The sequence below is a fragment of the Microbacterium sp. NPDC055683 genome (genome assembly GCF_053617895.1).
On record NZ_JBSHGQ010000003.1, the window covers coordinates 122908 to 144597 of the forward strand.

The 21690-nt window shown below is 73.4% G+C and carries 25 protein-coding genes; 20 read left to right on the forward strand and 5 right to left on the reverse strand.

The window, feature by feature from the left end; genetic code table 11:
- Positions 1 to 47 precede the first annotated feature (47 nt).
- The 4 genes from ACWGPF_RS02500 to ACWGPF_RS02515 are packed head-to-tail and all read left to right on the forward strand — an operon-like array spanning position 48 to position 2234.
- The gene (locus tag ACWGPF_RS02500; RefSeq protein WP_452331315.1) at positions 48 to 683 is read left to right on the forward strand and encodes a hypothetical protein; all 636 of its coding nucleotides are present in this window, start codon (positions 48 to 50) and stop codon (positions 681 to 683) included.
- Positions 680 to 1336 (forward strand): hypothetical protein, encoded by a 657-nt coding sequence (locus tag ACWGPF_RS02505; protein WP_452331316.1) that lies wholly within the window; start codon positions 680 to 682, stop codon positions 1334 to 1336. Before ACWGPF_RS02500 ends, ACWGPF_RS02505 begins: the two co-directional genes overlap by 4 nt.
- Positions 1337 to 1374: 38 nt before the next feature.
- Positions 1375 to 1665 (forward strand): hypothetical protein, encoded by a 291-nt coding sequence (locus ACWGPF_RS02510; RefSeq protein ID WP_452331317.1) that lies wholly within the window; start codon positions 1375 to 1377, stop codon positions 1663 to 1665.
- Positions 1662 to 2234, forward strand: coding sequence for a hypothetical protein (locus ACWGPF_RS02515; RefSeq protein WP_452331318.1), 573 nt, complete (start codon positions 1662 to 1664; stop codon positions 2232 to 2234). The genes ACWGPF_RS02510 and ACWGPF_RS02515 overlap by 4 nt, the downstream gene beginning before the upstream one ends.
- A gap of 3 nt (positions 2235 to 2237) precedes the next feature.
- Here the strand turns inward: ACWGPF_RS02515 and ACWGPF_RS02520 are convergent, their stop codons facing one another.
- A complete protein-coding gene (locus tag ACWGPF_RS02520) occupies positions 2238 to 2873 on the reverse strand; it encodes a TNT domain-containing protein (RefSeq protein WP_452331319.1) in 636 nt (211 codons plus the stop codon).
- A 217-nt stretch (positions 2874 to 3090) separates the two neighbouring features.
- Between ACWGPF_RS02520 and ACWGPF_RS02525 the strand changes: the two genes are divergently transcribed.
- From ACWGPF_RS02525 to ACWGPF_RS02540, 4 genes are read left to right on the forward strand one after another with little or no spacing between them, the layout of a single operon-like run.
- Positions 3091 to 3429, forward strand: coding sequence for a hypothetical protein (locus ACWGPF_RS02525; protein WP_452331320.1), 339 nt, complete (start codon positions 3091 to 3093; stop codon positions 3427 to 3429).
- Positions 3430 to 3431: 2 nt separating this feature from the next.
- On the forward strand, positions 3432 to 4064 hold the full coding sequence (locus ACWGPF_RS02530) for a hypothetical protein (protein ID WP_452331321.1): 633 nt from the start codon (positions 3432 to 3434) through the stop codon (positions 4062 to 4064).
- 3 nt (positions 4065 to 4067) lie between these two features.
- Positions 4068 to 5171 carry an RDD family protein gene (locus ACWGPF_RS02535; protein WP_452331322.1) on the forward strand — a complete coding sequence of 368 codons (1104 nt, stop codon included), beginning with the start codon at positions 4068 to 4070 and terminating at the stop codon, positions 5169 to 5171.
- Entirely contained in the window at positions 5164 to 5937 is a 774-nt protein-coding gene (locus ACWGPF_RS02540; protein WP_345437523.1) for an FHA domain-containing protein, read from the forward strand. Before ACWGPF_RS02535 ends, ACWGPF_RS02540 begins: the two co-directional genes overlap by 8 nt.
- A 100-nt stretch (positions 5938 to 6037) precedes the next feature.
- Here the strand turns inward: ACWGPF_RS02540 and ACWGPF_RS02545 are convergent, their stop codons facing one another.
- Entirely contained in the window at positions 6038 to 6925 is an 888-nt protein-coding gene (locus ACWGPF_RS02545; protein WP_452331323.1) for an NAD(P)/FAD-dependent oxidoreductase, read from the reverse strand.
- 59 nt (positions 6926 to 6984) lie between these two features.
- Between ACWGPF_RS02545 and ACWGPF_RS02550 the strand changes: the two genes are divergently transcribed.
- On the forward strand, positions 6985 to 7440 hold the full coding sequence (locus tag ACWGPF_RS02550) for a MerR family transcriptional regulator (protein ID WP_452331324.1): 456 nt from the start codon (positions 6985 to 6987) through the stop codon (positions 7438 to 7440).
- A gap of 7 nt (positions 7441 to 7447) precedes the next feature.
- Here the strand turns inward: ACWGPF_RS02550 and purB are convergent, their stop codons facing one another.
- Positions 7448 to 8830 (reverse strand): adenylosuccinate lyase, encoded by a 1383-nt coding sequence (gene purB, locus ACWGPF_RS02555; RefSeq protein ID WP_452331325.1) that lies wholly within the window; start codon positions 8828 to 8830, stop codon positions 7448 to 7450.
- Between the two features lie 198 nt (positions 8831 to 9028).
- Between purB and ACWGPF_RS02560 the strand changes: the two genes are divergently transcribed.
- Together ACWGPF_RS02560 and ACWGPF_RS02565 are read left to right on the forward strand one after the other, a co-directional pair.
- Entirely contained in the window at positions 9029 to 9289 is a 261-nt protein-coding gene (locus ACWGPF_RS02560) for a hypothetical protein (protein WP_452331326.1), read from the forward strand.
- Positions 9289 to 10605 carry a hypothetical protein gene (locus ACWGPF_RS02565; protein WP_452331327.1) on the forward strand — a complete coding sequence of 439 codons (1317 nt, stop codon included), beginning with the start codon at positions 9289 to 9291 and terminating at the stop codon, positions 10603 to 10605. The genes ACWGPF_RS02560 and ACWGPF_RS02565 overlap by 1 nt, the downstream gene beginning before the upstream one ends.
- Here the strand turns inward: ACWGPF_RS02565 and ACWGPF_RS02570 are convergent.
- Positions 10571 to 10969 (reverse strand): phage holin family protein, encoded by a 399-nt coding sequence (locus tag ACWGPF_RS02570; protein ID WP_345437510.1) that lies wholly within the window; start codon positions 10967 to 10969, stop codon positions 10571 to 10573. The genes ACWGPF_RS02565 and ACWGPF_RS02570 overlap by 35 nt on opposite strands.
- A gap of 76 nt (positions 10970 to 11045) precedes the next feature.
- Positions 11046 to 11762: an AraC family transcriptional regulator gene (locus ACWGPF_RS02575; RefSeq protein WP_452331328.1), complete on the reverse strand. Its 717-nt coding sequence runs from the start codon at positions 11760 to 11762 to the stop codon at positions 11046 to 11048.
- Between the two features lie 191 nt (positions 11763 to 11953).
- Between ACWGPF_RS02575 and fepB the strand changes: the two genes are divergently transcribed.
- The 9 genes from fepB (at position 11954) to ACWGPF_RS02620 (ending at position 21636) form a co-directional block, all read left to right on the forward strand.
- On the forward strand, positions 11954 to 12946 hold the full coding sequence (gene fepB / locus ACWGPF_RS02580) for a Fe2+-enterobactin ABC transporter substrate-binding protein (protein ID WP_452331329.1): 993 nt from the start codon (positions 11954 to 11956) through the stop codon (positions 12944 to 12946).
- 89 nt (positions 12947 to 13035) lie between these two features.
- The gene (locus ACWGPF_RS02585) at positions 13036 to 13983 is read left to right on the forward strand and encodes a FecCD family ABC transporter permease (protein ID WP_452331330.1); all 948 of its coding nucleotides are present in this window, start codon (positions 13036 to 13038) and stop codon (positions 13981 to 13983) included.
- Positions 13980 to 15023: a FecCD family ABC transporter permease gene (locus ACWGPF_RS02590; RefSeq protein ID WP_452331331.1), complete on the forward strand. Its 1044-nt coding sequence runs from the start codon at positions 13980 to 13982 to the stop codon at positions 15021 to 15023. The genes ACWGPF_RS02585 and ACWGPF_RS02590 overlap by 4 nt, the downstream gene beginning before the upstream one ends.
- Entirely contained in the window at positions 15020 to 15835 is an 816-nt protein-coding gene (locus tag ACWGPF_RS02595) for an ABC transporter ATP-binding protein (protein ID WP_452331332.1), read from the forward strand. The genes ACWGPF_RS02590 and ACWGPF_RS02595 overlap by 4 nt, the downstream gene beginning before the upstream one ends.
- Positions 15832 to 17034 (forward strand): enterochelin esterase domain-containing protein, encoded by a 1203-nt coding sequence (locus ACWGPF_RS02600; RefSeq protein ID WP_452331333.1) that lies wholly within the window; start codon positions 15832 to 15834, stop codon positions 17032 to 17034. The genes ACWGPF_RS02595 and ACWGPF_RS02600 overlap by 4 nt, the downstream gene beginning before the upstream one ends.
- Entirely contained in the window at positions 17031 to 18095 is a 1065-nt protein-coding gene (locus ACWGPF_RS02605) for a histidinol-phosphate transaminase (protein WP_452331334.1), read from the forward strand. The genes ACWGPF_RS02600 and ACWGPF_RS02605 overlap by 4 nt, the downstream gene beginning before the upstream one ends.
- Before the next feature lie 116 nt (positions 18096 to 18211).
- Entirely contained in the window at positions 18212 to 19351 is a 1140-nt protein-coding gene (locus ACWGPF_RS02610) for a thiamine pyrophosphate-dependent enzyme (protein WP_452331335.1), read from the forward strand.
- A complete protein-coding gene (locus tag ACWGPF_RS02615) occupies positions 19348 to 20328 on the forward strand; it encodes an alpha-ketoacid dehydrogenase subunit beta (RefSeq protein WP_452331336.1) in 981 nt (326 codons plus the stop codon). The genes ACWGPF_RS02610 and ACWGPF_RS02615 overlap by 4 nt, the downstream gene beginning before the upstream one ends.
- 12 nt (positions 20329 to 20340) lie before the next feature.
- Entirely contained in the window at positions 20341 to 21636 is a 1296-nt protein-coding gene (locus ACWGPF_RS02620) for a dihydrolipoamide acetyltransferase family protein (protein WP_452331337.1), read from the forward strand.
- The last annotated feature ends 54 nt before the right edge of the window (positions 21637 to 21690 follow it).

Sequence of the window (21690 nt, forward strand, 5' to 3'; positions counted from 1 at the left end):
TCGGCGGCGACCCATACGATGGCAGGCGAGGGGAAGGATCTGACGCGATGAGCGATGTCCCGGTGACGACCATCACGTCGAGCGCGGGTGGCGCGACCATCCGCGCCACGGCGTCGGTCGAGCTCGAGGCGCTCGCGCAGGGAGTGATCAGCACGTTCGAGGAGCGCTCGGCAGACTGGCGCGACGGCTACAGCATCGGGTTCGGGTGGGGGCCCCTCTTCCTGCGGGAGGAGGATGGCGGCTACCGTGTCGTCGCCCCCGACTTCGCCGTCGACCCGCGCGGAGGAACGACCGACGATCTCACGCTCTCGATCTGGCTCATGGTCGCGCTGAACGCGCTGCCGACGGCGGCGGGCGTCGATGCGGCCGACATCGCCTATGACGACGACGTCATCTGCGTGAAGGGATGGCAGGAGCGGGGGATGCTGTCGCTCACCCGCATCGCGACGACGACCCCGCACGATTCGGGCTGGTTCGTGGAGCCGTTCCCGCCGGAGTCGGCGGAGCCGTGGCGCGCCGACCAGCTGGTCCGGCTCCCAGCCTGGCAGGTGCTGCGCGCGAGGCGAGCCGTCGCGCGCTGCCTCGCTCTGCCGGTCGGCGTCACGGCGATCGTCGAGGGCGATGTCGTGCGCACCCTCGTGCGCGACAGCGACCGCGAGGTGCTGGCGGGAGGACCGCTGTGATCGGACCCGCCGGCGCTCCTCCGGAGTGGAACGGCGAGGTCGTCGAGCGGATCGCCGAGCTGCCGGGGGAGGCTGTCGTGTTCCGCGCCCATGCATCGGCGCAGCGTGAACTGGACGCGCTCATCGACGACATCGCGCGTTCGGGCTCGGTTGCGGCGGATGGCGTCGAGATCGACCTCGGATGGGATCGCGTCCGGTTCGAAGACCGTGACGGCGTGCTCGTCGCGACGACGAAGGACGGCAGATCGACCCGGCCGCGGGTGCGGGTCGACGACGTGACGCAGCTGCTGTGGGTGCGCGCCGAATGGGAGCGCGTCGCGCACGCGGCCGGGATCGACGAGATCGTGCCCTCGCACTGGCGCGATTCCCTCCTCATGACGGTCGACGTGCTGAAGGGAGACGGCCCTCTCGAGTGCCGGCGGATCGATGTCGGCGCGGAGACGCAGTGGTTCATCGGCGCACGACCGTTCGACGACGCCCTCGTCGAACGGCTCCGGGGCGATATCGCCTACTGCGTCGAGCTCTTCGCCCGCCGACCGGAGGCGGTGGCGGCCCTGGGCCTGCCCGTGGGGTACTCCGCTGTCGTCGAGCACGGGCGGGGTGTCGTCGAGGTGCGCGATCCGCAGGGTGCGATCGTGCGGATCACGGCATGAGCGCCGTGCCGGGCGACGAGGCAGGGGAGGATACGAGCATGGACAGCACGTCAGACGGGGCGCGGACGCCGGCCCAGCAGCGGCTCATCGAGGTGGGCGTCGGCTACTGGCGCCGGATGGTCCCGGCCGACGCGCCGCTCGGCGTCCAGCTCCTCCCCGAGGACGACGCGGTCGTCGTGTCGCACGCGGTCCGCGGAGGCGGGCGCATCTACGTGGCCTCGGACGAGAGCGTGCTCTTCGCGGCGTCGTCGGCGCCCCCGCACGAGGCGCTCGAGGTGTTCCGCTCCGGCCGGCGGACGCCCCCCGAGCAGTTCCGCCCGCGCGCATGACGAGCTTCGCCGCGGCGCGGCAGCCCGGCGCCGACGCGCCCCTCGTCGACGAGTCGGCGCTCGCCGTGTGGGGCGACGGCGCCATCCGCCGGGCGGCCTGGGCGCGCGACGTGCTGCAGCGCGAGGCGCCGGGCGACGTGCCGTACCGCCGCGCCGACGTGCGCTACGCCGTCACGCGGGGCCCCGACGAGCTCGCCGCCGTCTGGGCGGCGACGACCGTGCTCGTCGCGCCCGACGAGTCCGTCCTGCGCGTGCCGACGGGATGGCCCGCTCCCGAGGCGTACGACGCGTTCCTCCGGGGAGAGCGCACGCCGTCCGCCCCGGATGCCGGCGTCGACGATCTCGCGGGCCGGATCGCGGAGGAGGTCCTCCGTGCGGGCGCGGACGTTCTGCGCCCGACCCCGGCCGAGCTCGTCGCGGTGGGCGACGGCGAGCTGCGCTGGACCGTCCGCCGGGAGGACGGCGATCTCGTCACCTACCGCATCGAGCGCGGCATGCACCGGGAGCTGGCGCGATCCGCCGACCCGGCGTCGGCCCTCACGGCGCTCGTCGCCGCGATCGGCGGATGACGGTCAGGCCTCGACGCGGATGCGCTCGAGCGCTCCCGCCGCGACGAGATCGCGCACGCCGACGAAGTCGTCGGCGAGGGTGAGACGCAGTCCCCCGCCCCGCTGCCCGAACCAGGGGGCGGCGACCTCCACGCGCACGAGGATGTCCGCGTGCGTGAGGAACGCGTGCCGTGCGGAGCCGGGTGCCAGCACGCCCACGGGGGGCAGCGAACGGGCCTCGTAGGCCGTCCCGTACGGGAACAGCATGGTGCCGTCGAGGGCGCCGATGCGGTCGAGCGGCACCTCCGCCGGAAGCGTGGCGAGGAGCGGCTCCCCGCTCGCACGGTCGTGCAGATCCGAGAGGTGCGATGTCACGGCGTCGACGGCCGCCTCGATCTCGTGCGCCTCGGGTGCACGCGGTTCCGGGAGCGGTCTGTCGAGGTAGGCGAGCAGCATGGCCGAGGCGCCGTCGGCGTCGTGCGCCGCGCCGAGCGGGAACGGACGGCCGTAGTCGACCGTCTCGAGCGACCATCCGCCGCGTGCGTCGTCGGCGCGCAGCCGCAGGGCGCCCTCCTGTGCGGGACCGGAGTCTCCCGGGAGGATGACCGCCGTCGCGGCGATCTGACGACGGGCGAGCTCGTGCCTCAGGGAGTCGAACATGGCTCGAGCCTATCCAGGGGCCGCCGCGCGGGTCCGCGCGCGCATGGGCCGAACTCCCCGTCGCGGCGTCGTGCCCGCCGGATGGGTTGAACTCCCCATGTCCCATCGGGGGAGCGAAACCGGTGTCCACCTAGCATGGGAGCTTCACGGTGTGCTCCCGCGTCGATCGCGTTCGCGCGCGGCCTCCGGAGCACGACTCGGCGAGCGGAGCAGGACGGTGCCCACGAAAGCGGAAGCCCTGGCGGAGCGCTGCGAGCGCCTGCGCGAGCCCGTGACACGACTGGCCGCCGTCAGCCTGGGCGCGGCCGTCAGCCCGACGGGCGCCGCCGACGCCTTGGCCGCCGCGCGCGAGGTCCGCGCGATCCTCGACGAGGACGCCTCCGGCATCGCCCCTGGCGCGTTCACCGACTGGCTGCCGACGCTGCGCGCGACCGTGGCGGAGATGATCGCCGCTCTCGAACGCCGCGACACCGCGGAGTCGTACCGCCTCTTCACCGACCAGGCCACCGGTTTCTACCGCCTCGCGCTGGGCTGCGCGGGCTTCCCGGGGTGGTGACCGTGGCGAAGCTGCAGGAGATCGAGAAGGGGTATCTGGCCGCGCGGCCGGAGCAGTTCGAGCGCCGCGCCTCGCGTCGCAAGCGCACCGCATACCTCGCCGGTGCGGGCGTCTTCGGCGCCGCGGCGCTCGTCTTCACGATCGTCGCGCCGGGCTGGATCGCGGGACTGCAGCAGCAGATCGCCGACGGCTACGAGCCGCTGCGCCCTTCGCGAGGACCTGCCGTCGCCATCGTCGGCGTGGTCGTGTGGACGGCGGCGCTCTGGGTCCTCGCCGTCATGGCGCTCGTCGGCGCCTCCCGTCGAGCGCACGAATGGGTGGATCGCTCGACGGGCGGCGTGCTGCGGACGGGGCGCATCGAGCGCTTCCGCGAGCTGTCCGACTTCGACGCGCTCGCCGCACGGCTGCAGTCGGGGGCGCTCACGGCGTTCCCGACGGGCGGAACGGGGCACACGGGCGGCAAGACGGTCGTGCAGACCGTCGAGGACGTCGCGGCGGGCCGCGTGCACGTCTGGATCGAGGACGAGTCAGGACGGTCGACGGCCGCCGTGATCTCCGGACCTGCTGCCGCGGCATGGGGACGGTCCGGGTTCGCTCCGGCGTCGAGCGCCGTGCGGCGCGTGGACGGCCGCTGACGCATGAGCGGATGGGCGATCATCGACGCGCGGGAGGCGGCGCCTGAGCCGACTCCCGTGAGCGCCGCGCGCGCCGCGCAGCTCGGTCTGCGGCCAGCGCCCACCGGCCGGCGGATGGCCGCGGCGCTCGTCGACGCCCTGCCGGCGCTCGTCTTCGCGGCGCCCGTCGCGATCGCGCCCCGCGCCATCCTCGACGGCGAGCTGCTGTGGATCCTCGTCGCCGCGATCGGCGCGCTCCTCCTCGTCGTGTACGGCCTCGTGCAGCTCGGCTCGCACGGCCGTCGTGGCCAGACCTTCGGCAAGCAGCTGCTGCGGATCCGCACGGTGCGCGCCGACACGCTGAGGGCGATCGGCTTCTGGCGGGCGGTGGAGAAGGCGGCGCTCGTCGCGGCGTCGGGTGTCGTGCCCGTCGTCGGCACCGTCGTGCTGCTCCTCTCCCCGCTGTGGGATCGCGAGAAGCGCGGGCGCGGATGGCACGACCGCGCCGCGCGGGCCTGGCTGATCGACCTGCGCGCCGTCGACCCGTTCGACGCCGTCGCCTTCGAGGCCGCGCGCGGCCGCGCTCGCGCCCGCGTGACGGCCTCGCCGAGCACGCCGGCGAGGCCGGCGGCGCCCGCCCCGGCGGCCCCGGCCGGCCGTGACCGGCAGGGTCTCATCGACTCGGTCCCCGGAGGCGCCGGGCCGTCATCCGCGCCGTCCGGTCCCGCGCCGTCCGCACCCGCTCACGCTGCGCCGTCCGCGCCCGTCCTCGCTCCCGAGGCGCCGGATCCCTTCCCTCCCGCGCGCATCCGCGTGCGCCTCGACACGGGCGAGGAGTACCTCCTCGCGGGGCGCTGCCTCATCGGGCGCCTGCCGGTCGCCGAGCCCGGCGAGACGGTCGCCTACGCCCTGCCCGTGCAGGATGGCGCCCGCTCGGTCTCCAAGACCCACTTCGTCCTCGACGTCCGAACCGCGGGGATGACGGTCACCGACCGCCGCTCCGGCAACGGCACGTCGATCATCCGATCCGGCGTCGAGCATCCCGCTGTCGCCGACATCCCCTTCCCCGTCTATCCCGGCGACCGCATTCGCTTCGGCGACCGCACGATGGAGGTCCTCCATGGCTGACAATCCCCTCTCGACAGGAGAGATCCCCACCGACACCGTGCCAGGCGCCGAGAGGCCGCTGCGCGTCGAGTTCGCGGGCGAGTGGTTCACCGTGAGCCCCCGCGGGCGGTTCACGATCGGCCGAGAGGGCGACCTCGAGGTCGACGACAACCAGTACCTCCACCGGCACTTCCTGGAGCTGTCGTTCCACGACGGACTGTGGTGGCTCGCCAACGTCGGCTCCCGGCTCGCCGCGACCGTGTCGAGCGCGGGCGGTGCCGTGCAGTCGTGGCTCTCGCCGGGTGCGCGCATGCCGGTCGTCTTCGCGCAGAGCGTCATCGTGTTCACGGCAGGGCCGACCACCTACGAGATCGCGCTGCACACCGAGGAGGCGCACTACGCCGTCTCGGGCCAGGTGCAGGCCTCGATGAGCGGCGAGGCCACCGTCATGCCGGTGAGCTTCACGCCCCTGCAGCGCGTGCTCATCGTGGCGCTCGCCGAGCCGATGCTGCGCCGCGAAGGCGTCAGCGTCAGCGAGCTGCCCTCGTCGAGCGCGGCCGCCGCGCGCCTGGGCTGGACCATGAGCAAGTTCAACCGCAAGCTCGACAACGTCTGCGACAAGCTCGACCGGATGGGCGTGCAGGGCCTTCGCGGCGGTCCGGGGAAGCTCGCGACGAACCGCCGCGCGCGCCTCGTCGAGTACGCCGTGTCGTCGCAGCTCGTCACGCGCGCCGACCTGCCGCTCCTCGACGACGAGGCCGTGCGCAACGCCGTCGAAGACGACTGACGTCGCTGTCGCCGCCGCCCGTCAGGCGCGTGTCGCGCTCGAGTCGGCGCATCTGCACCCCGCGCTCGCGACGCCCTGAGCCGGCTCAGCACCGACCCGCTCAGCTCGCGAGCGCCTCGGCGACGAGATCCTGCACGCAGGCCACGCCGGCGAGCTGCCCCGATGCGATCGCCGCGGCGACCGCGTGTATCGGCCCCGGCATCCCCGCCGGCTGCGCGATGTCGCCCGCGGCGTAGACGCCAGGGCGGCTCGTGCGGCCGAACGCGTCCACGTGGACGCCTCCGACCTCGCTGACCTCGAGCGCCAACTCCGCCGCGAACGGCGCGGCCTGGCGCCAGGCCGTCGCGGTGAACAGTCCGGCGAACCGCTCCCGAGTGCCGTCTGCGAACCGCACCTCGACGCCGTCGTCGGCCTCGGCCATCCGCTCGATGCGACCGGGGCGCACCGAGGTCGTCGCCTCGGACGCATCGCCGTCGCCGGGCAGGATGACCACCTCGGACGCGATGGGGGCGAGCATGGCGGCGAGGCGCGGGCCGTGATCGCCCGCCCCGACGATGCCGACGCGGCGTCCGGAGAACTCGTGGCCGTGGCAGAACGGGCAGTGCGCGACGAGATCGCCGAACAGCTCCGCGAGCCCGGGGACGGCCGGGAGCGCGTCGGCGACGCCCGTCGCGAGGACGAGGCGGCCCGCCTCGACGGCGCGTCCGTCGTCGAGGGCGAGCGAGAAGGCGCCGAGCTCGCCCGAGACGCGCGCGACCCGTGCACCGATCACCTGCACGGTCGCGTAGGCGTCGAGGTCGCGGCGAGCGGCTGCGCGCAGGTCGGCGGGCGCCTGCCCGTCGTGCGCGATGAGGTTGTGGAGGGCGCTCGTGGGGTCGTTGCGGTATGCGCCCGAGTCGATGAGGGCGACGGTCCGGTGCATGCGGCCGAGCGTGAGCGCGGCCTGGAGGCCGGCGGGCCCTCCTCCGATGATCGCGACGTCGTGCATGTGCGGGCTCCTTCCGGTCGGGGTTGCGGGAGGAGGCCAGTGTGTGACTTCATGTCGACATGAAGTCAAACGGCTGGACGATCGGCGAGCTCGCGGAGCGGTTCGGGCTCGCGACGCACGTGCTGCGGCACTGGGAGGACCGGGGGCTGCTCTCTCCCGAACGCGACGGCGCCGGGCGCCGCCGCTACGCGGAGGCGGACGCGTATCGGGTCGCGGTCGTCCTCGCGAGCAAGGCCGCGGGGATGGGCCTGGAGCAGATCCGCGCCCTCGTGGACGGCGGAGCCGCGGGGCGCCACGAGGTGCTCGAACGCCGCCTCGCCGAGATCGACGAGAGCATCGCGGCGCTCGAGCGCTCGCGGGCGATGGCGCGCCACGCGCTGGAGTGCCGATCGCACGACATCTCGACCTGCCCGGGCTTCCGGGCGAACGTCGCCGACATCGTCGCCGGCACGCGACGGGGGATGGCCTTCGGCGCCCACGGGCGAGGGCCCGCGGGCGCCGGGGCCGGCGCCTGACCTCGACTCAGAGGTACGTGCGCGTGAGCTGCTCCGCGAGACCCGTGTAGGTCGCGGGCGTGAGGGCCAGAAGGCGCTCCTTGGCCTCGTCGCCGATCTCGAGGCCGTTCACGAACTCGGCGAGCTCGGCCGCGCCGACGCGGCGACCGCGCGTGAGCTCCTTGAGCAGCGCGTACGGATCGGTGATCGTGGACCTGCCGGCGACGACCTCCGCGCGCACGGCGGTCTGGATGGCCTCGCCGAGCACCTCCCAGTTGACATCGAGGTCGGCGAGCAGAACGTCGCGCGAGAGCGAGATCTCGCCGAGCCCGCGGCGCAGGTTGTCGAGCGCGAGCAGCGAGTGCCCGAATGCGACGCCGATGTTGCGCTGCGTGGTCGAGTCGGTGAGGTCGCGCTGGAGTCGCGACGTCACGAGCGTCTGCGCGAGCGTCGCGAAGACGCCTCCCGCGAGCTCGAGGTTGGCCTCGGCGTTCTCGAAGCGGATCGGGTTGATCTTGTGGGGCATGGTCGACGAGCCCGTGGCGCCCGCGACGGGGATCTGCGCGAAGTATCCCAGCGAGATGTAGGTCCAGATGTCGCTCGCGAGGTTGTGGAGGATGCCGCCGGCGTGCTTCGCGCGGTCGTACAGCTCCACCTGCCAGTCGTGCGACTCGATCTGCGTCGTGACGGGGTTGAAGGTGAGGCCGAGCGACTCCACGAAGCCGCGCGCGATGTTCGGCCAGGCCACGTGCGGCGCCGCCGCGAGGTGGGCCGACCAGGTGCCCGTGGCGCCGGAGAACTTCCCGAGGTACTCCGTCGCCTCGAGCTGCGCGATGACGCGCTCGAGACGCCAGACGAACACGCCGAGCTCCTTGCCCATGGTCGTGGGCGTCGCGGGCTGGCCGTGCGTGCGCGACAGCATCGCGGCGTCGGCATGCTCGAGCGACAGCGCGCGCAGCGTCTCGACGACCGACTTCAGGGCGGGAAGCCACACATCGCCGACGGCGCGCTTGACGGTGAGGGCATAGGCGAGCGAGTTGATGTCCTCGCTCGTGCATCCGAAGTGGGTGAGCTCGGCGATGGCGTCGAGGCCGAGCTGGGAGAGGCGGTCGCGCACGAGGTACTCGACGGCCTTGACGTCGTGGCGCGTGACGGCCTCGCGCTCGGCGAGCCAGTCGATCTCCTCCTGCCCGAACGTCAGGTAGAGGGCGCGCAGCCGCGCCTTCTCGTCCTGCGTGAGAGGCGTCGCGCCGAACAGGGAGTTGTTCGCGAGGGTGATGATCCACTCGACCTCGACCTCGACGCGGGCGCGGTTGAGGCCGGCCTCCGAGAGGTACTCGCCCAGCGGCGACACGACGCCCTGGTATCGGCCGTCGAGGGGGCTCAGGGGCTGGATGGGGAAAGCGGTCACTTCGGCCTCCGGATCGAGACGGTCGCGCGCCCGTGCGGATGGCCGAGGCCGGATCCACCGGACGGGCAGCGGCGCGGCTGGCCCTCCGATCATACTGGGGGCGCGGTGCTCCGTGCCCAGCCCGACGACACGCGGCGACTCGTCCACAGATCCCCGCAGCCCCGCCCGCCGCCGCTTCCGCGGCGTCACGCTGGGAGCATGTTCACAGACGATGACGCGCAGGCGGCGATCGCCGCGGCGCAGGCGGGTGCCGCGACGGCCGCACAGGAGCTGCGCACGGCGGCCGCGGCGCTCGGCGCCGTCGCGGACGGTGCGGCGTGGGTCTCTGAGGCGGCCGCGCTGTTCCGCGAGACGGCCAGGGAACGGGCGCTCGCACTGTACTCGGTCGCCGACCGGATCGAGGGGGAGGGCTCGGCGCTCGACACCACTCCGCTCGCGCTCCTGCACCCGATCGGCTGATGGACGTCGGGTCGGGAGGGGCGGTGTCGGTCGATCCGGCCGACCTGCGGCGCGTCGCGACGGAGGTGTCCGTGCGAGGCCGCGCCGTCGCGGAGGCGGGGGAGCGGGTGCGCGCGGTGGCGGCCGCTCTCGAGCACCTCCCCGTCACCCTCGACGGGCTCTTCGCCCAGGTCGTCGCCGTCGACGCGGAGGCGGAGCAGATCGAGGGGGTCGCCGGGGCGCTCCGCTTCGCGGCCGACGCCTACGAGCTCGTCGAGCTGAAGGCTCGTGCGGAGAGCGAGCGCCTCGACCGCGAGGTGCGGTTGCGGATGGTCGAGCTCGAGGCGCGCAGCCCGGGCGCCGGCGACGAGGCGGAACGGCTGCTGCGCATGTGGCGGAGCGACGACGAGCTGTCGGTGAACGCGCAGTTCCTCCCGCTCAGCTGGATCCCGGCCGTCGGCGCTCCGCTGAGCTTCACGGCACGGACCCTCCTCGGAGCCCTGCTCCATCAGCCGACCGCGCACGGGGCGGGGCGCATCGACAGGGGAGCGCAGCTGCGGGGCGCGTCGGCGCATCCACGCCTGCGGGCCGGCATGCAGAGGGCGCCGGGAACGGCGCCGTCGACCGTCGGCGACGTGGCCGCGCGCATCCCCGACGGCGGGGCCGCGACCATCCGCGTCGAGCGCTACACATGGGACGACGGACGGCGTGAGTTCGCCGTGTACGTCGCCGGCACGCAGGGCGAGGGCGGCACGGTGCTCGACTGGGGCTCGAACCTGGAACTGTACGGGGGCGGGCGGTCGCAGGCGTTCCAGGCCGTGGAGGACGCCCTCGCTGCCGCCGGCGCGCGCGACGGCGACGTGCTGCACGCCGCGGGGCTGTCGCAGGGGGCGATGATCGCGAGCTGGCTCGCCGCCGAGGGGCGGTACGACGTGCAGACGCTCGTGACGCTCGGCGCGCCGGTCGAGGCGCACGGCGGCGGCGAGACGCTCATGGCGACCATCCGCCATGAGGAGGACCCCGTCGCCCTTCTCGCGGGCGGCTACCCCTACCGCACGGGGGCCGAGGGCAGCGTGGTCGTGTCGCATCCGCATGACCCGGTGCCGACGCTCGGAGACCTCGCCGTCTCGGTGCACCGTCTCGACGCCTATGTCGAGACGGCCCGTGCGTTCGACGCATCGGGCGATCCGCGCGCCGCCGAGCTCGCCGCGCGCATCGCCGAGCTCGGCGGCGCTCACACGGTCGAGGTCTTCGAGTTCCTGCCGGAGCGCGTGCGGGTGTCGCGGCGCGACGCGGAGGGCGTCAGCGGGAGCGCTTCTCCTGCGGGCGGAGGATGAGCCCGAACACCCAGTTGATGACGCTGAGGAGGATGCCCGCGAGCACGGCGGGCCAGAAGCCGCCGAGCGCGAGCCCCCAGCCCCACGGCCCCATGATCCAGGCGGTCACCCAGAGCAGCACGCCGTTCAGGAGGAGGGAGATGAGGCCCAGGGTCAGCACGAACAGCGGGAACGCCACGATCTTGATCGCGGTGCCGACGATCGTGTTGACGACGGCGAACAATGCGGCGATGGCGAGCAGCGTCAGCACGAGCTGCACGGTCTCGCCGGGCGCGAAGGGCGTCACCGTGACCGACAGGACGGGGATGCCGGCCAGGATCCAGAACGCGAACGCGTTGACGACGACGCGGATGACGAAGCGCATGCGGCGAGTCTCGCACCGCACCCTGTGTCCCGACCCTGTGTCCCGCCCCTGCGACCCGCCTGACGGATCGCGGATCTCAGCTGCGCGGCCCGCTCGCCCGCTCGCTGCGTCGCAGCCGGGCGGGGGTCGTGCCGTAGGCGCGGCGGAAGGCGTCGATGAACGCCGTGCAGCTCGCGTAGCCGACGTGCGCGGCGACCTCGGCCACCGTCTCATCGGAGTCGAGCAGACGGCGCGCCGTCTGCAGCCTCAGGAGGGTGCGCCACTCGGGGAAGCGCAGTCCGGTCTCGCACGCGAACGAGCGCTGCAGGGTCTTCGCGCTCACGTGGGCGACGCGTCCCCACTCCTCCAGCGTCTCGGGGCGCGCGGGGTCGGCGACGAGGGCGTCGGCGATCTCGCGCGCCCGGGGGTCGAGCGGCATCGGCAGCTGCGCGTCCTCCGCCGCGACGAGGTCGAGCACGCGTGCACGGCACGCCGCGAGGGCGGACGGGGTCGCGAGCCCGGGCTGGGCGAGCGTGCGGGCGAGGGCGTCGAGGTGCGCGCTGCGGCGGATGGTGCGCGGCGCATCATGCGGGCTCGTCCAGCGGTCGGCCGGGAAGAACAGCGGCAGGGCGAGCGCGTCGCGGCCCGGCCGCACCGTGTGCGCGACGCCCGCAGGGATCCAGAGCGCCCTCGCCGCGTCGACCGTCCAGGCGCGGCCGCCGATGTCGACCTGCAGCTCGCCCGCTGCGAGCCAGGTGAGCTCGTGCGCATCGTGCCGGTGCGTCACGGAGTCGACGAGAGCGGGAGCGCGCATGGATGTCCAGGAGGAGGGATCGGTTGTCCGGCAAGAGCAACGGAGTGCTACTTAGGCAAGCCTAAGCTATCGCTGCCGCCGTCGCCCTGAGCGCCCGATGATGCGCGCCGGCACCGGCCGTGGGCGCGGCTCAGATCCCTTCGCCCGACACGGGTCCCTGCGCCCGGAACGAGCGTTCCCGAGAGGAAGCCATGATCCGCACCATCCGCCGTTCCGCCGCCTTCGTGGTCGCGGGCGCCTTCGCCCTCGCCGCCGCCGGCTGCTCCGCCCCCGCCGACGACGCGGCGACCGCCGCCGACGAGGGGTCGTGGCCGCGCACGATCGAGCACGAGCTCGGCGAGACGACGATCGACGCGCAGCCCGAGAACATCGTCTCGACCTCCATCACGCTGACGGGCACGCTGCTCGCGATCGACGCGCCCCTCACCGCGAGTGCGGCGACGACCCCCGACGGCGAGCTCACCGACGACCAGGGCTTCTTCGCCCAGTGGGCGGACGTCGCCGACGAGCGCGGTGTGGGCGTGCTGTACCCCGGCCTCGAGCTCGACCTCGAGGCCGTCATCGCGGCGGCCCCCGACCTCATCGTCATCTCGACCACGGGCGCCGACGCGACCGCCGAGGCGTACGACCAGCTCTCCGAGATCGCCCCCGTCGTCGCGGTGAACTACAGCGACAAGTCGTGGCAGGACGTCGCCGGCATCCTGGGCGAGGCCACGGGGCTCGAGGACGAGGCGGACGCGACCGTCGCGTCCTACGACGCCGAGGTCGCCGAGGTCGCCGACACGATCGAGGTTCCGGAGGGCGAGGCGAACGCGATCGTTTACTACGGCACCGAGAACGACGTCGCCTTCGCCAAGGCCGGAGGCCCTCACGCCGATCTCCTCGAGGCCCTCGGCTTCACGGTCGCCGATGCTCCGGACGAGCTCGACACGGCGCCCACCGAGCGCCAGGACTTCGCGTTCGTCTCGATCGAGAACGCCGTGGCGACCCTCACGGGCGAGACGGTCTTCCTCGTCAACGGCGACGACGACACGAAGGCGGACCTGCTGGACGAGGCCCTCTTCGCCAACGCCCCCGCCGTCGAGTCGGGTGCCGTGCACCCGCTCGGCGCGACCTCGTTCCGCATCGACTACTACAGCGCGCTCGACGTGGTGCACACGATCGCCGCCGACTTCGGCGCCTGACCATCGACACGCTCGAACGCCCCCGCCTCGCCCGGCGCCCTGCGTGGCGCGGGGCGGGGCGGCTCGCGGCCGTCCTCGCGCTCATCGCGGTGCTCGCCGTGCTGAGCATCGTCGTCGGCTCGCGCGCGATCGACCCCGCCACGGTCTGGCAGGCGCTCATCGCGCCCGATCCGACCGACGACGCGCACCTCACGGTGCAGCTGCTGCGCCTGCCTCGCACCCTGCTCGTCGTCCTCGTCGGGGCCGCGCTCGGCGTCGCAGGGGCCGTGATGCAGGCGATGACCCGCAATCCGCTCGCGGAGCCCGGTCTGCTCGGCGTCAACGCGGGCGCGTCCGCCGCCGTCGTCACCGGCATGCTCGTCGTCGGCTCCGTCACGATCGAGGCGTACATCTGGTTCGCGTTCGCGGGCGCCGCTCTCGCCGCCGTCTCCGTCTACGCGCTCGGCGGCGCCCTGCAGCACGCGTCGAATCCCGTGCGCCTGGTGCTCGCCGGGGCGGCGATGAGCGTCGTGCTCGGCGCCTACACGTCGGCCGTCCTCGTGAACTTCCCGGGTGTCTTCGACCGATTCCGCTTCTGGGACACCGGGTCGTTCCAGGGCAGGGACGGCGCCGTGGTGCCCCCCGTCGCCATCGCGATCGTCGTGGGCCTCGGCATCGCCCTGGCGATCTCGCGTTCGCTCGACGCTCTCGCGATGGGCGCCGAGTTCGGTCGGGCGCTCGGGGTCTCGCCTCGCCGCACCTGGCTACTCGCCGGCGTCTCCGTCGTGCTGCTGGCCGGCGCCGCCACTGCCGCGGCCGGTCCCATCGGGTTCGTCGGCCTCACCGCCCCGCTCATCGGCCGTGCCCTCGTCGGCCCCGGATACGTGCGGCTCGTGCCGTTCTGCGCCCTCGTCGCCGCGGCGCTCCTGCTCGCCGCCGACGTCATCGGGCGCGTGCTCGTGCTCCCCAGCGAGCTGCAGGCGTCGATCGTGAGCGCCCTCATCGGCGCGCCGGTGTTCATCCAGCTCGTCCGGCGCAGGAAGGTGCCCACACTGTGACGGTCGTCATCCCCGGCGAGCGCGTCGTGCGCGCGGGCTCCCTCTCGATGCGCTGGCGTCCCCGCTCGGCCGCCGTCTCGCTCGTCCTCCTCGTCGCGTGCGCGGTGTTCGGCGTCCTCGGGATGCTCACCGGCACGACGCCGCTCGGCATCGACGATCTCGCGGCGGTCGCCGCGGGCGACGCGGAGGCGCGCGTGGCGGCGATCGTCGTGAACGTGCGCCTGCCGCGTCTCGTGGCGGGCATGGCCGTCGGCGCCTCCCTGTCCGTCTCGGGCGCGGTGTTCCAGTCCCTCTCCCGCAACGCCCTCGGCTCGCCCGACATCATCGGGTTCGTGACGGGCGCCGCGACGGGCGCCGTCGTCATGATCACGGTCGTCGGCGCCACCGGACTGCTCGTCGCGCTCGGCGCCGTCGCGGGCGGCGTCGTCACGGCGCTGGTCGTCGCCGCGCTCGCGGTCGGCCGCGGGGGCGACGCCGGCTATCGGCTCATCCTCGTCGGCATCGGCGCGGGCGCGCTCCTCGCCGCGCTCAACGGCGTGCTGCTCACGCGCTCATCCGCAGAGTCGGCCGTCGCCGCCCAGATCTGGCTCACGGGAACCCTCAACAGCCGCACGTGGGCGCAGGCGCTCACGGCGACGGTCGCGTTCGCGGTTCTCGTGCCCGTGCTCGTCGTCCTCGCGCGCCGGCTCGACGTCATGGAGCTCGGCGACGATCTCGCCGTCGGGGTCGGCGTGCGCACGGCCGTGGTGCGCCGCGTCGCCCTGCTCGTCGCGGTCGCCCTGGCCGCCGTCGCCACCGCGGTGTGCGGTCCCATCAGCTTCGTCGCGCTCGCCGCCCCGCACATCGCCCGCCGCCTCCTGCGGGCGCCCGGTGTGCCGATCGTCGGATCGGCGCTCATGGGCGCGGCGCTCCTCGTCGGCGCGGACCTCGCCGCGCAGTCGCTCCCGTTCGGCCTCCGCGTGCCCGTCGCCCTGATGACGGGCGTGCTGGGAGGCGTCTACCTCATCTGGCTTCTCACCCGCAGGACGACCCGCATATGACGACAGCAGACATCCCTCGCCTGGCCGGTTCGGGCCTCGACCTCGGCTACGACGGCCGACCGGTCGCGACGGGGCTCGACATCGACATCGCGCCGGGCGCCTTCACGGCAATCATCGGCCCCAACGCCTGCGGCAAGTCGACCCTGCTCCGCGCGCTCAGCCGTGTGCTCGCGCCGACGGCGGGTGTCGTGACCCTCGACGGCGTCCCGCTCGCCGAGATCGGCGCGCGCCAGGTCGCGCGCCGTCTCGCGCTGCTTCCCCAGACCGCGACGGCGCCAGACGGGATCACGGTGTCCGACCTCGTCTCGCGCGGACGCTACCCGCACCAGAGCTTCTTCCGGCAGTGGTCGCGCGACGACGAGCGCGCCGTCCGCGAGGCGATGGATGCCACGGGGGTGGCGGACCTCGCCGACCGCCATGTCGCCGAGCTCTCGGGAGGGCAGCGCCAGCGGGTCTGGATCGCGACCGTGCTCGCGCAGGAGACGCCGCTGCTGCTGCTCGACGAACCCACGACGTACCTCGACATCGCGCACCAGATCGACGTGCTCGAGCTGTGCCGACGGCTCAACCGCGAGCACGGGGTCACGATCGTCGCCGTGCTGCACGAGCTCAACCACGCCGCGCGCTACGCCGACCGGCTCGTCGTCATGCGCGAGGGGGCCGTCCTCGCGGAGGGCGCGCCCTCCGAGGTGCTGACCGAGGAGGGCGTGGAGGAGGCGTTCGGCCTGGCATGCCGCGTCGTCCCGGATCCGGTCTCCGGAACTCCTCTCGTCATCCCCCTGGGGTCGTTCGCCGAGGAGGGCGCACGATGACCCGGTGGCCTCGCGTGCCCCGTACGCCCTTCCGCGCCGACGGCTCGCCCATCCGGGTGGAGCCGGAGGCGCTCCTGGCCGCCGCGCGCACGCCGGGGTTCTGGGATCGGCACACGACGGCTCCCGTGCTCGGCGGGCTCGTCGGCGGCTTCCGTGAGACGTCGTTCCTGTGGCGTCCCACGCGGCGCGGCACCGAGGCCATGGTGCACATCAACTCCGTGACCGACCGGCATCGCGAGGACATCACGGCCGCCCGGTTCGCCCGCATCGCGGGCACCGACGTGCACCACGTGAGCGTGCTTCTCCCCGACGAGCTCGTCGCGAGCTATCGCATCGTCGAAGCCGCGCACCTGCCCGTCGATGCGGGCCGCGACCGCCCCGGATGGCTCCGCATCCACGAGGCGGGCGTTCCCGATCCGCTCGGCTCGGAGACGCTGCCCAACCCGCTCGGGCGCCGCTCGAGCGTGCTGCGGATGCCCGCGTCGCGGCAGCACCCGGCATGGCGCGCGGCGCGCGGCGACGCGGGCGGCGCTCGACATCCGGTCCGGCTCGACACGCGCCATCCGATCTGGGCGATCGACCCCGACGATGAGCCGGCACAGCTCCTCATCCTGTTCGACGGCGAGACGTGGCGCGGCCTGCCGCTCGCGGCCGCGCTCGCGCGACGGGATGGCCCGCCGCTCGCCGTCCTGCTCGTGGAATCGGGGCCGCAGCGCGCCGACCTGCTCCCGCATCCCGAGCGGGTCGCGTCGCTCGTCGAGGAGGTCGTCGTGCCCGCGGCACGACGACGCTGGCCGCGCGTGCGCGAGACGATCGTCGCCGGCCAGAGCTACGGCGGCCTCGCCGCGGCCTCCCTCGCCGTGCTGCGGCCTGATCTCGTCTCCGCCGCGGTCGCGCAGTCGGGCTCGTTCCAGTTCCGCGCCGGCGAGGAGCGTCGACGCGACGCGACCGAGCCCGGGGACCTCATCCGACGTCTGGGCGCGCTCCGCGTGACGGCGCGCGTGCACGTGCAGGCGGGTGCGGAGGAGCACGATCTCTCCGCGCAGGCCGAGATGTTCGCGGATGCGGCGGAGCGCGCGGGCGCCGTCGTCACGGGGGAGCAGCGAGCGGGAGGGCACGACTACGCATGGTGGACGGACGCGCTCTTCGACGGGCTCGACGTCGTGCTCGGCCGGCCGCTCCCTAGAATCGAGCCGTGAGCACCCCCGAGCCCGTCCTCCCGCGCATCCGACCCGAGATCGCCGCCCTCCCGCCGTACCGGCAGGGCAAGGCGGCAGGCGCGGGCGGGTTCAAGCTCTCCAGCAACGAGAACCCTTTCGACCCGCTTCCCGGCGTCGTCGACGCCGTCCACGCGGCCGACGCGCTCAACCGGTACCCCGACGCGACGGCGGCGCGGCTGCGTGCCCGCCTCGGCGAGCGGTACGGCGTCGAGGCCGACGGCGTCGTCATCGGCGCCGGCAGCGTGTCGCTGCTCGCCGCGTTCATCCAGGCCGCGGCGGGAGCGGGCGACGAGGTCGTCTACTCGTGGCGGTCGTTCGAGGCGTACCCGAGCCTCGTGCTCGTCGCGGGCGCCACGGCCGTCCCCGTGCCGAACCTCGCCGATGGCCGGCACGATCTCGACGCGCTCGCCGCAGCCGTGACCGACCGCACGCGCGTCGTGCTCGTGTGCACCCCCAACAACCCCACGGGGCCCGTCGTCACGAGCGACGAGTTCACCGCGTTCCTCGCGCGCATCCCCTCCGACGTCCTCGTGCTGCTCGACGAGGCGTACGCCGAGTTCGTCACGGCGGATGGCGCCGTCGACGGTCTCGCCGAGCGCATCTTCGAGGCGCACCCCAACGTCGTCGTGCTCCGCACGTTCTCGAAGGCGTACGGGCTCGCGGCCCTGCGCGTCGGCTACGCGATCGGCCACCCGCGCGTGCTCGACGCGGCGCGCAGCACCGCCATCCCGCTGTCGGTCACGGCGCACGCGGAGGCGGCCGCGCTCGCGAGCCTCGAGGTCCACGACGAGCTCGCCGAGCGCGTACGCCAGATCGTCGTCCGTCGCGACGCGCTCGCGGCGGGTCTGCGCGAGCTCGGATGGCGCGTGCCCGACGCGCAGGGGAACTTCGTGTGGCTCGACGGCGCGTCCGCCGACGTCGCACGTGCGTTCGAGGATGCGGGGGTCATCGTGCGCCCCTTCCCGGAGGGCGTGCGCATCTCCGTCGGCGAGGAGGAGGCGGTCGCGCGCATCCTCCAGGTCGCCGAGTCCGCCCGCTGACACACTCCGCATCCGCCGTCGCGCATACGACTGTGGACACCTCCCGACGAATCCTGTGACCTGTTGTTCACACCGTCCGAACGCGTCGCTCCCCGGGGAGCACTAGCGTGGAGGGCGTGACTTCGCCCGACTACCTCACCGACCCGGCGACGGTGCGCATCCTCGGCGCGGACGGGCGGATCGCCCCGTCGCCCGCCGCCGAGCGCTACCTCCCGATCATCGAGGCGCTGCCCGACGCCGAGCTGGAGCGGTTCTACCGCGACATGTCGACCATCCGGGCCTTCGACCAGCAGGCGACCCTGCTGCAGCGCCAGGGGCAGCTCGCCCTGTGGCCCCCGTCGTTCGGCCAGGAGGCGGCCCAGGTCGGGTCGGCGCGGGCGTCGCGGCCGCAGGACCACGTCTTCCCGTCCTACCGCGAGCACGTCGTCACCCGCATCCGCGGCGTCGACAGCCTCGACATCATCAAGCTCATGCGCGGGCTCACGCACGGCGGCTGGGACCCGACCGATCCCCGCAACGGCAACACGCACATCTACACGCTCGTGCTCGGGTCGCAGACGCTGCATGCGACGGGCTTCGGGATGGGGCTGAACTTCGACGGCAAGACGGGCACGGGCGACGTCGATCGCGACGAGGCGGTCATCGTCTACTACGGCGACGGCGCGTCGAGCGAGGGCGACGTGCACGAGGCGATGGTGTTCGCCGCGTCGTACAAGAGCCCGACCGTGTTCTTCCTGCAGAACAACCAGTGGGCGATCTCGGTGCCTGTCACGACGCAGGCGAGCGCGCCGTTCTCGGAGCGCGCCGCGGGCTACGGCATCCCGGCGGTGCGCATCGACGGCAACGACGTGCTGGCGAGCTACGCGACCACGCGCGTCGCGCTCGACGAGGCCCGTTCGACCCCGGCGCCGCGGGCCATCGAGGCGGTCACGTACCGCAGAGGTGCGCACACGACGAGCGACGACCCCACGAAGTACCGCACGTCGAGCGAGGAGGAGGCCTGGGCCGAGCGCGACCCGATCGCCCGCATGCGCGCGTACCTCCTCACCCGCGGTGCCGCCGAGGCGTTCTTCGACGACGTCGACGCCGAGGGGGCCGATGTCGCCGCCGATCTGCGCGCGCGCATCGTCGAACTGCCCGAGCCGACGGCCGCGAGCATGTTCGCGCACGTCTACTCCGATCCGCATCCGCTCATGGACGAGCAGAGCCGCTGGCTCGCCGACTACGAGGCGTCCTTCGAGGAGGGAACGGCATGAGCCTGGAGACCCTGACCTTCGCCAAGGCGCTCAACTCGGGGCTGCGCCAGGCGATGGCCGACGATCCGCGCGTGCTCCTCATGGGCGAGGACATCGGCCGGCTGGGCGGTGTCTTCCGCATCACGGAGGGGCTGCTCGCCGAGTTCGGCGAGCACCGCGTGCTCGACACGCCGCTCGCCGAGTCGGGCATCGTCGGCACGGCGATCGGTCTCGCGATGACCGGATTCCGTCCCGTGATCGAGATCCAGTTCGACGGCTTCGTCTTCCCGGCGTTCGACCAGATCACGACGCAGCTCGCGAAGCTGACGAACCGGCACGAGGGTGCGCTGTCGTTGCCGATCGTCATCCGCATCCCCTACGGCGGGCACATCGGCGCGGTCGAGCACCACCAGGAGAGCCCGGAGGCGTACTTCACGCACACGCCGGGACTGCGTGTGGTGAGCCCGTCGACACCCGACGACGCGTACTGGATGATCCAGGACGCCATCCGCTCGAACGATCCCGTGATCTTCATGGAGCCGAAGAGCCGGTACTGGCCGAAGGGCGAGGTCGACCGCGACGAGCGGCCGGCGCCGCTGCACGCGAGCCGTGTCGTGCGACGGGGCGCCGACATCACCCTCGTCGGCCACGGGGCCATGGTGACGACGCTGCTCGAGGCGGCGGCGCTCGCCGAGGCCGACGGCACGAGCTGCGAGGTCATCGACGTCCGCTCGCTGTCGCCCGTGGACTACGACCCCATCGTCGAATCGGTGAGGGCCACGGGCCGCATGGTCTACGCCCAGGAGGCGCCGGGGTTCACGAGCCTCGGCAGCGAGATCGCGGCCACCGTCACGGAACGCGCGTTCTACTCCCTCGAGGCGCCCGTGCTGCGGGTGTCGGGCTTCGACGTGCCGTTCCCGCCCGCCAAGCTCGAGGGCGTCTACCTGCCCGACGCGGAACGGGTTCTCGAGGCCGTCGACCGCGCGCTCGCGTACTGAGAGGATCGACCGATGCAGACCTTCCACCTCCCCGACGTCGGAGAGGGCCTCACGGAGGCCGAGATCGTCGCGTGGCGCGTCAAGCCCGGCGACGAGCTGGGCGTCAACGACGTCGTCGCCGACATCGAGACCGCGAAGTCGGTCGTCGAGCTGCCGTCGCCCTACGCAGGCGTCGTGGGCGAACTCCTCGTGGGCGAGGGCGAGACGGTCGACGTCGGCACGGCCATCATCACGATCGTCGACGACGGGGCGGAGACCGCTCCCGCGCAGGGAGCCCCGGCGCCGGCGGCAGAGGAGGGCGGCGGCTCCGTGCTCGTCGGCTACGGGTCGGGATCCGCGGCGGGCGCGCGGCGTCGTCGGCGGAAGCCCGAGGATCCCGCGGTCGCGACCGTGGGCGTGCTCGCGAAGCCGCCCGTGCGCAAGCTCGCGCGCGATCTCGGCGTCGAGCTCTCCGACATCCGCCCGACGGGGCAGGCAGGGGAGGTGACGCGCGACGACGTCGTCAAGCACGCCGAGCAGGCATCCGTCTTCCGCAACATCTCGACACCGGAGTGGCCGGAGGTCCGCGAGGAGACCATCCCCGTCGCGGCGGCGCCGGTCGCACTCGGGCGGTTCGAGTCCATCCCCGTGAAGGGCGTGCGGAAGGCGACGGCGACGGCCATGGTCGGCTCCGCCTACACGGCACCGCACGTGTCGGTGTGGACCGACGTCGATGCGACGCGGACGATGGAGTACGTCAAGCGGCTGAAGGCGTCGCCCGACTTCGCCGACGTCAAGGTGTCGCCGCTGCTCATCGTGGCGCGTGCCGTCATGTGGGCCATCCGTCGCACGCCGATGATCAACGCGACGTGGGTCGAGGAGCCGGACGGCGCGAAGATCCACGTGCGCCACTACGTGAACCTCGGCATCGCCGCGGCGACGCCGCGCGGGCTGCTCGTTCCCAACATCAAGGACGCGCAGGATCTGTCCATGCACGATCTCGCGAAGGCGCTCGAGCGTCTCACGGTGACGGCGCGCGAGGGGAAGACGACCCCCGAGGACCAGCGCGACGGGACGATCACGATCACGAACATCGGCGTCTTCGGGATGGACGCGGGGACGCCGATCATCAACCCGGGAGAGGCCGGCATCATCGCCATGGGCGCCATCCGGCAGAAGCCGTGGGTCGTCGACGGCGAGGTGCGCCCCCGCTGGGTGACGACGGTGTCGGGGTCGTTCGACCACCGCATCATCGACGGCGACAAGATCAGCCGGTTCATCGCGGACATCGCCTCGGTGCTGGAGGAGCCCGCGCTGCTGCTCGACTGAGCGTCGCTGCCGGGCCGCGGTCCCGTCCTCGTCCGCGAGCGTCGACGACCGTTG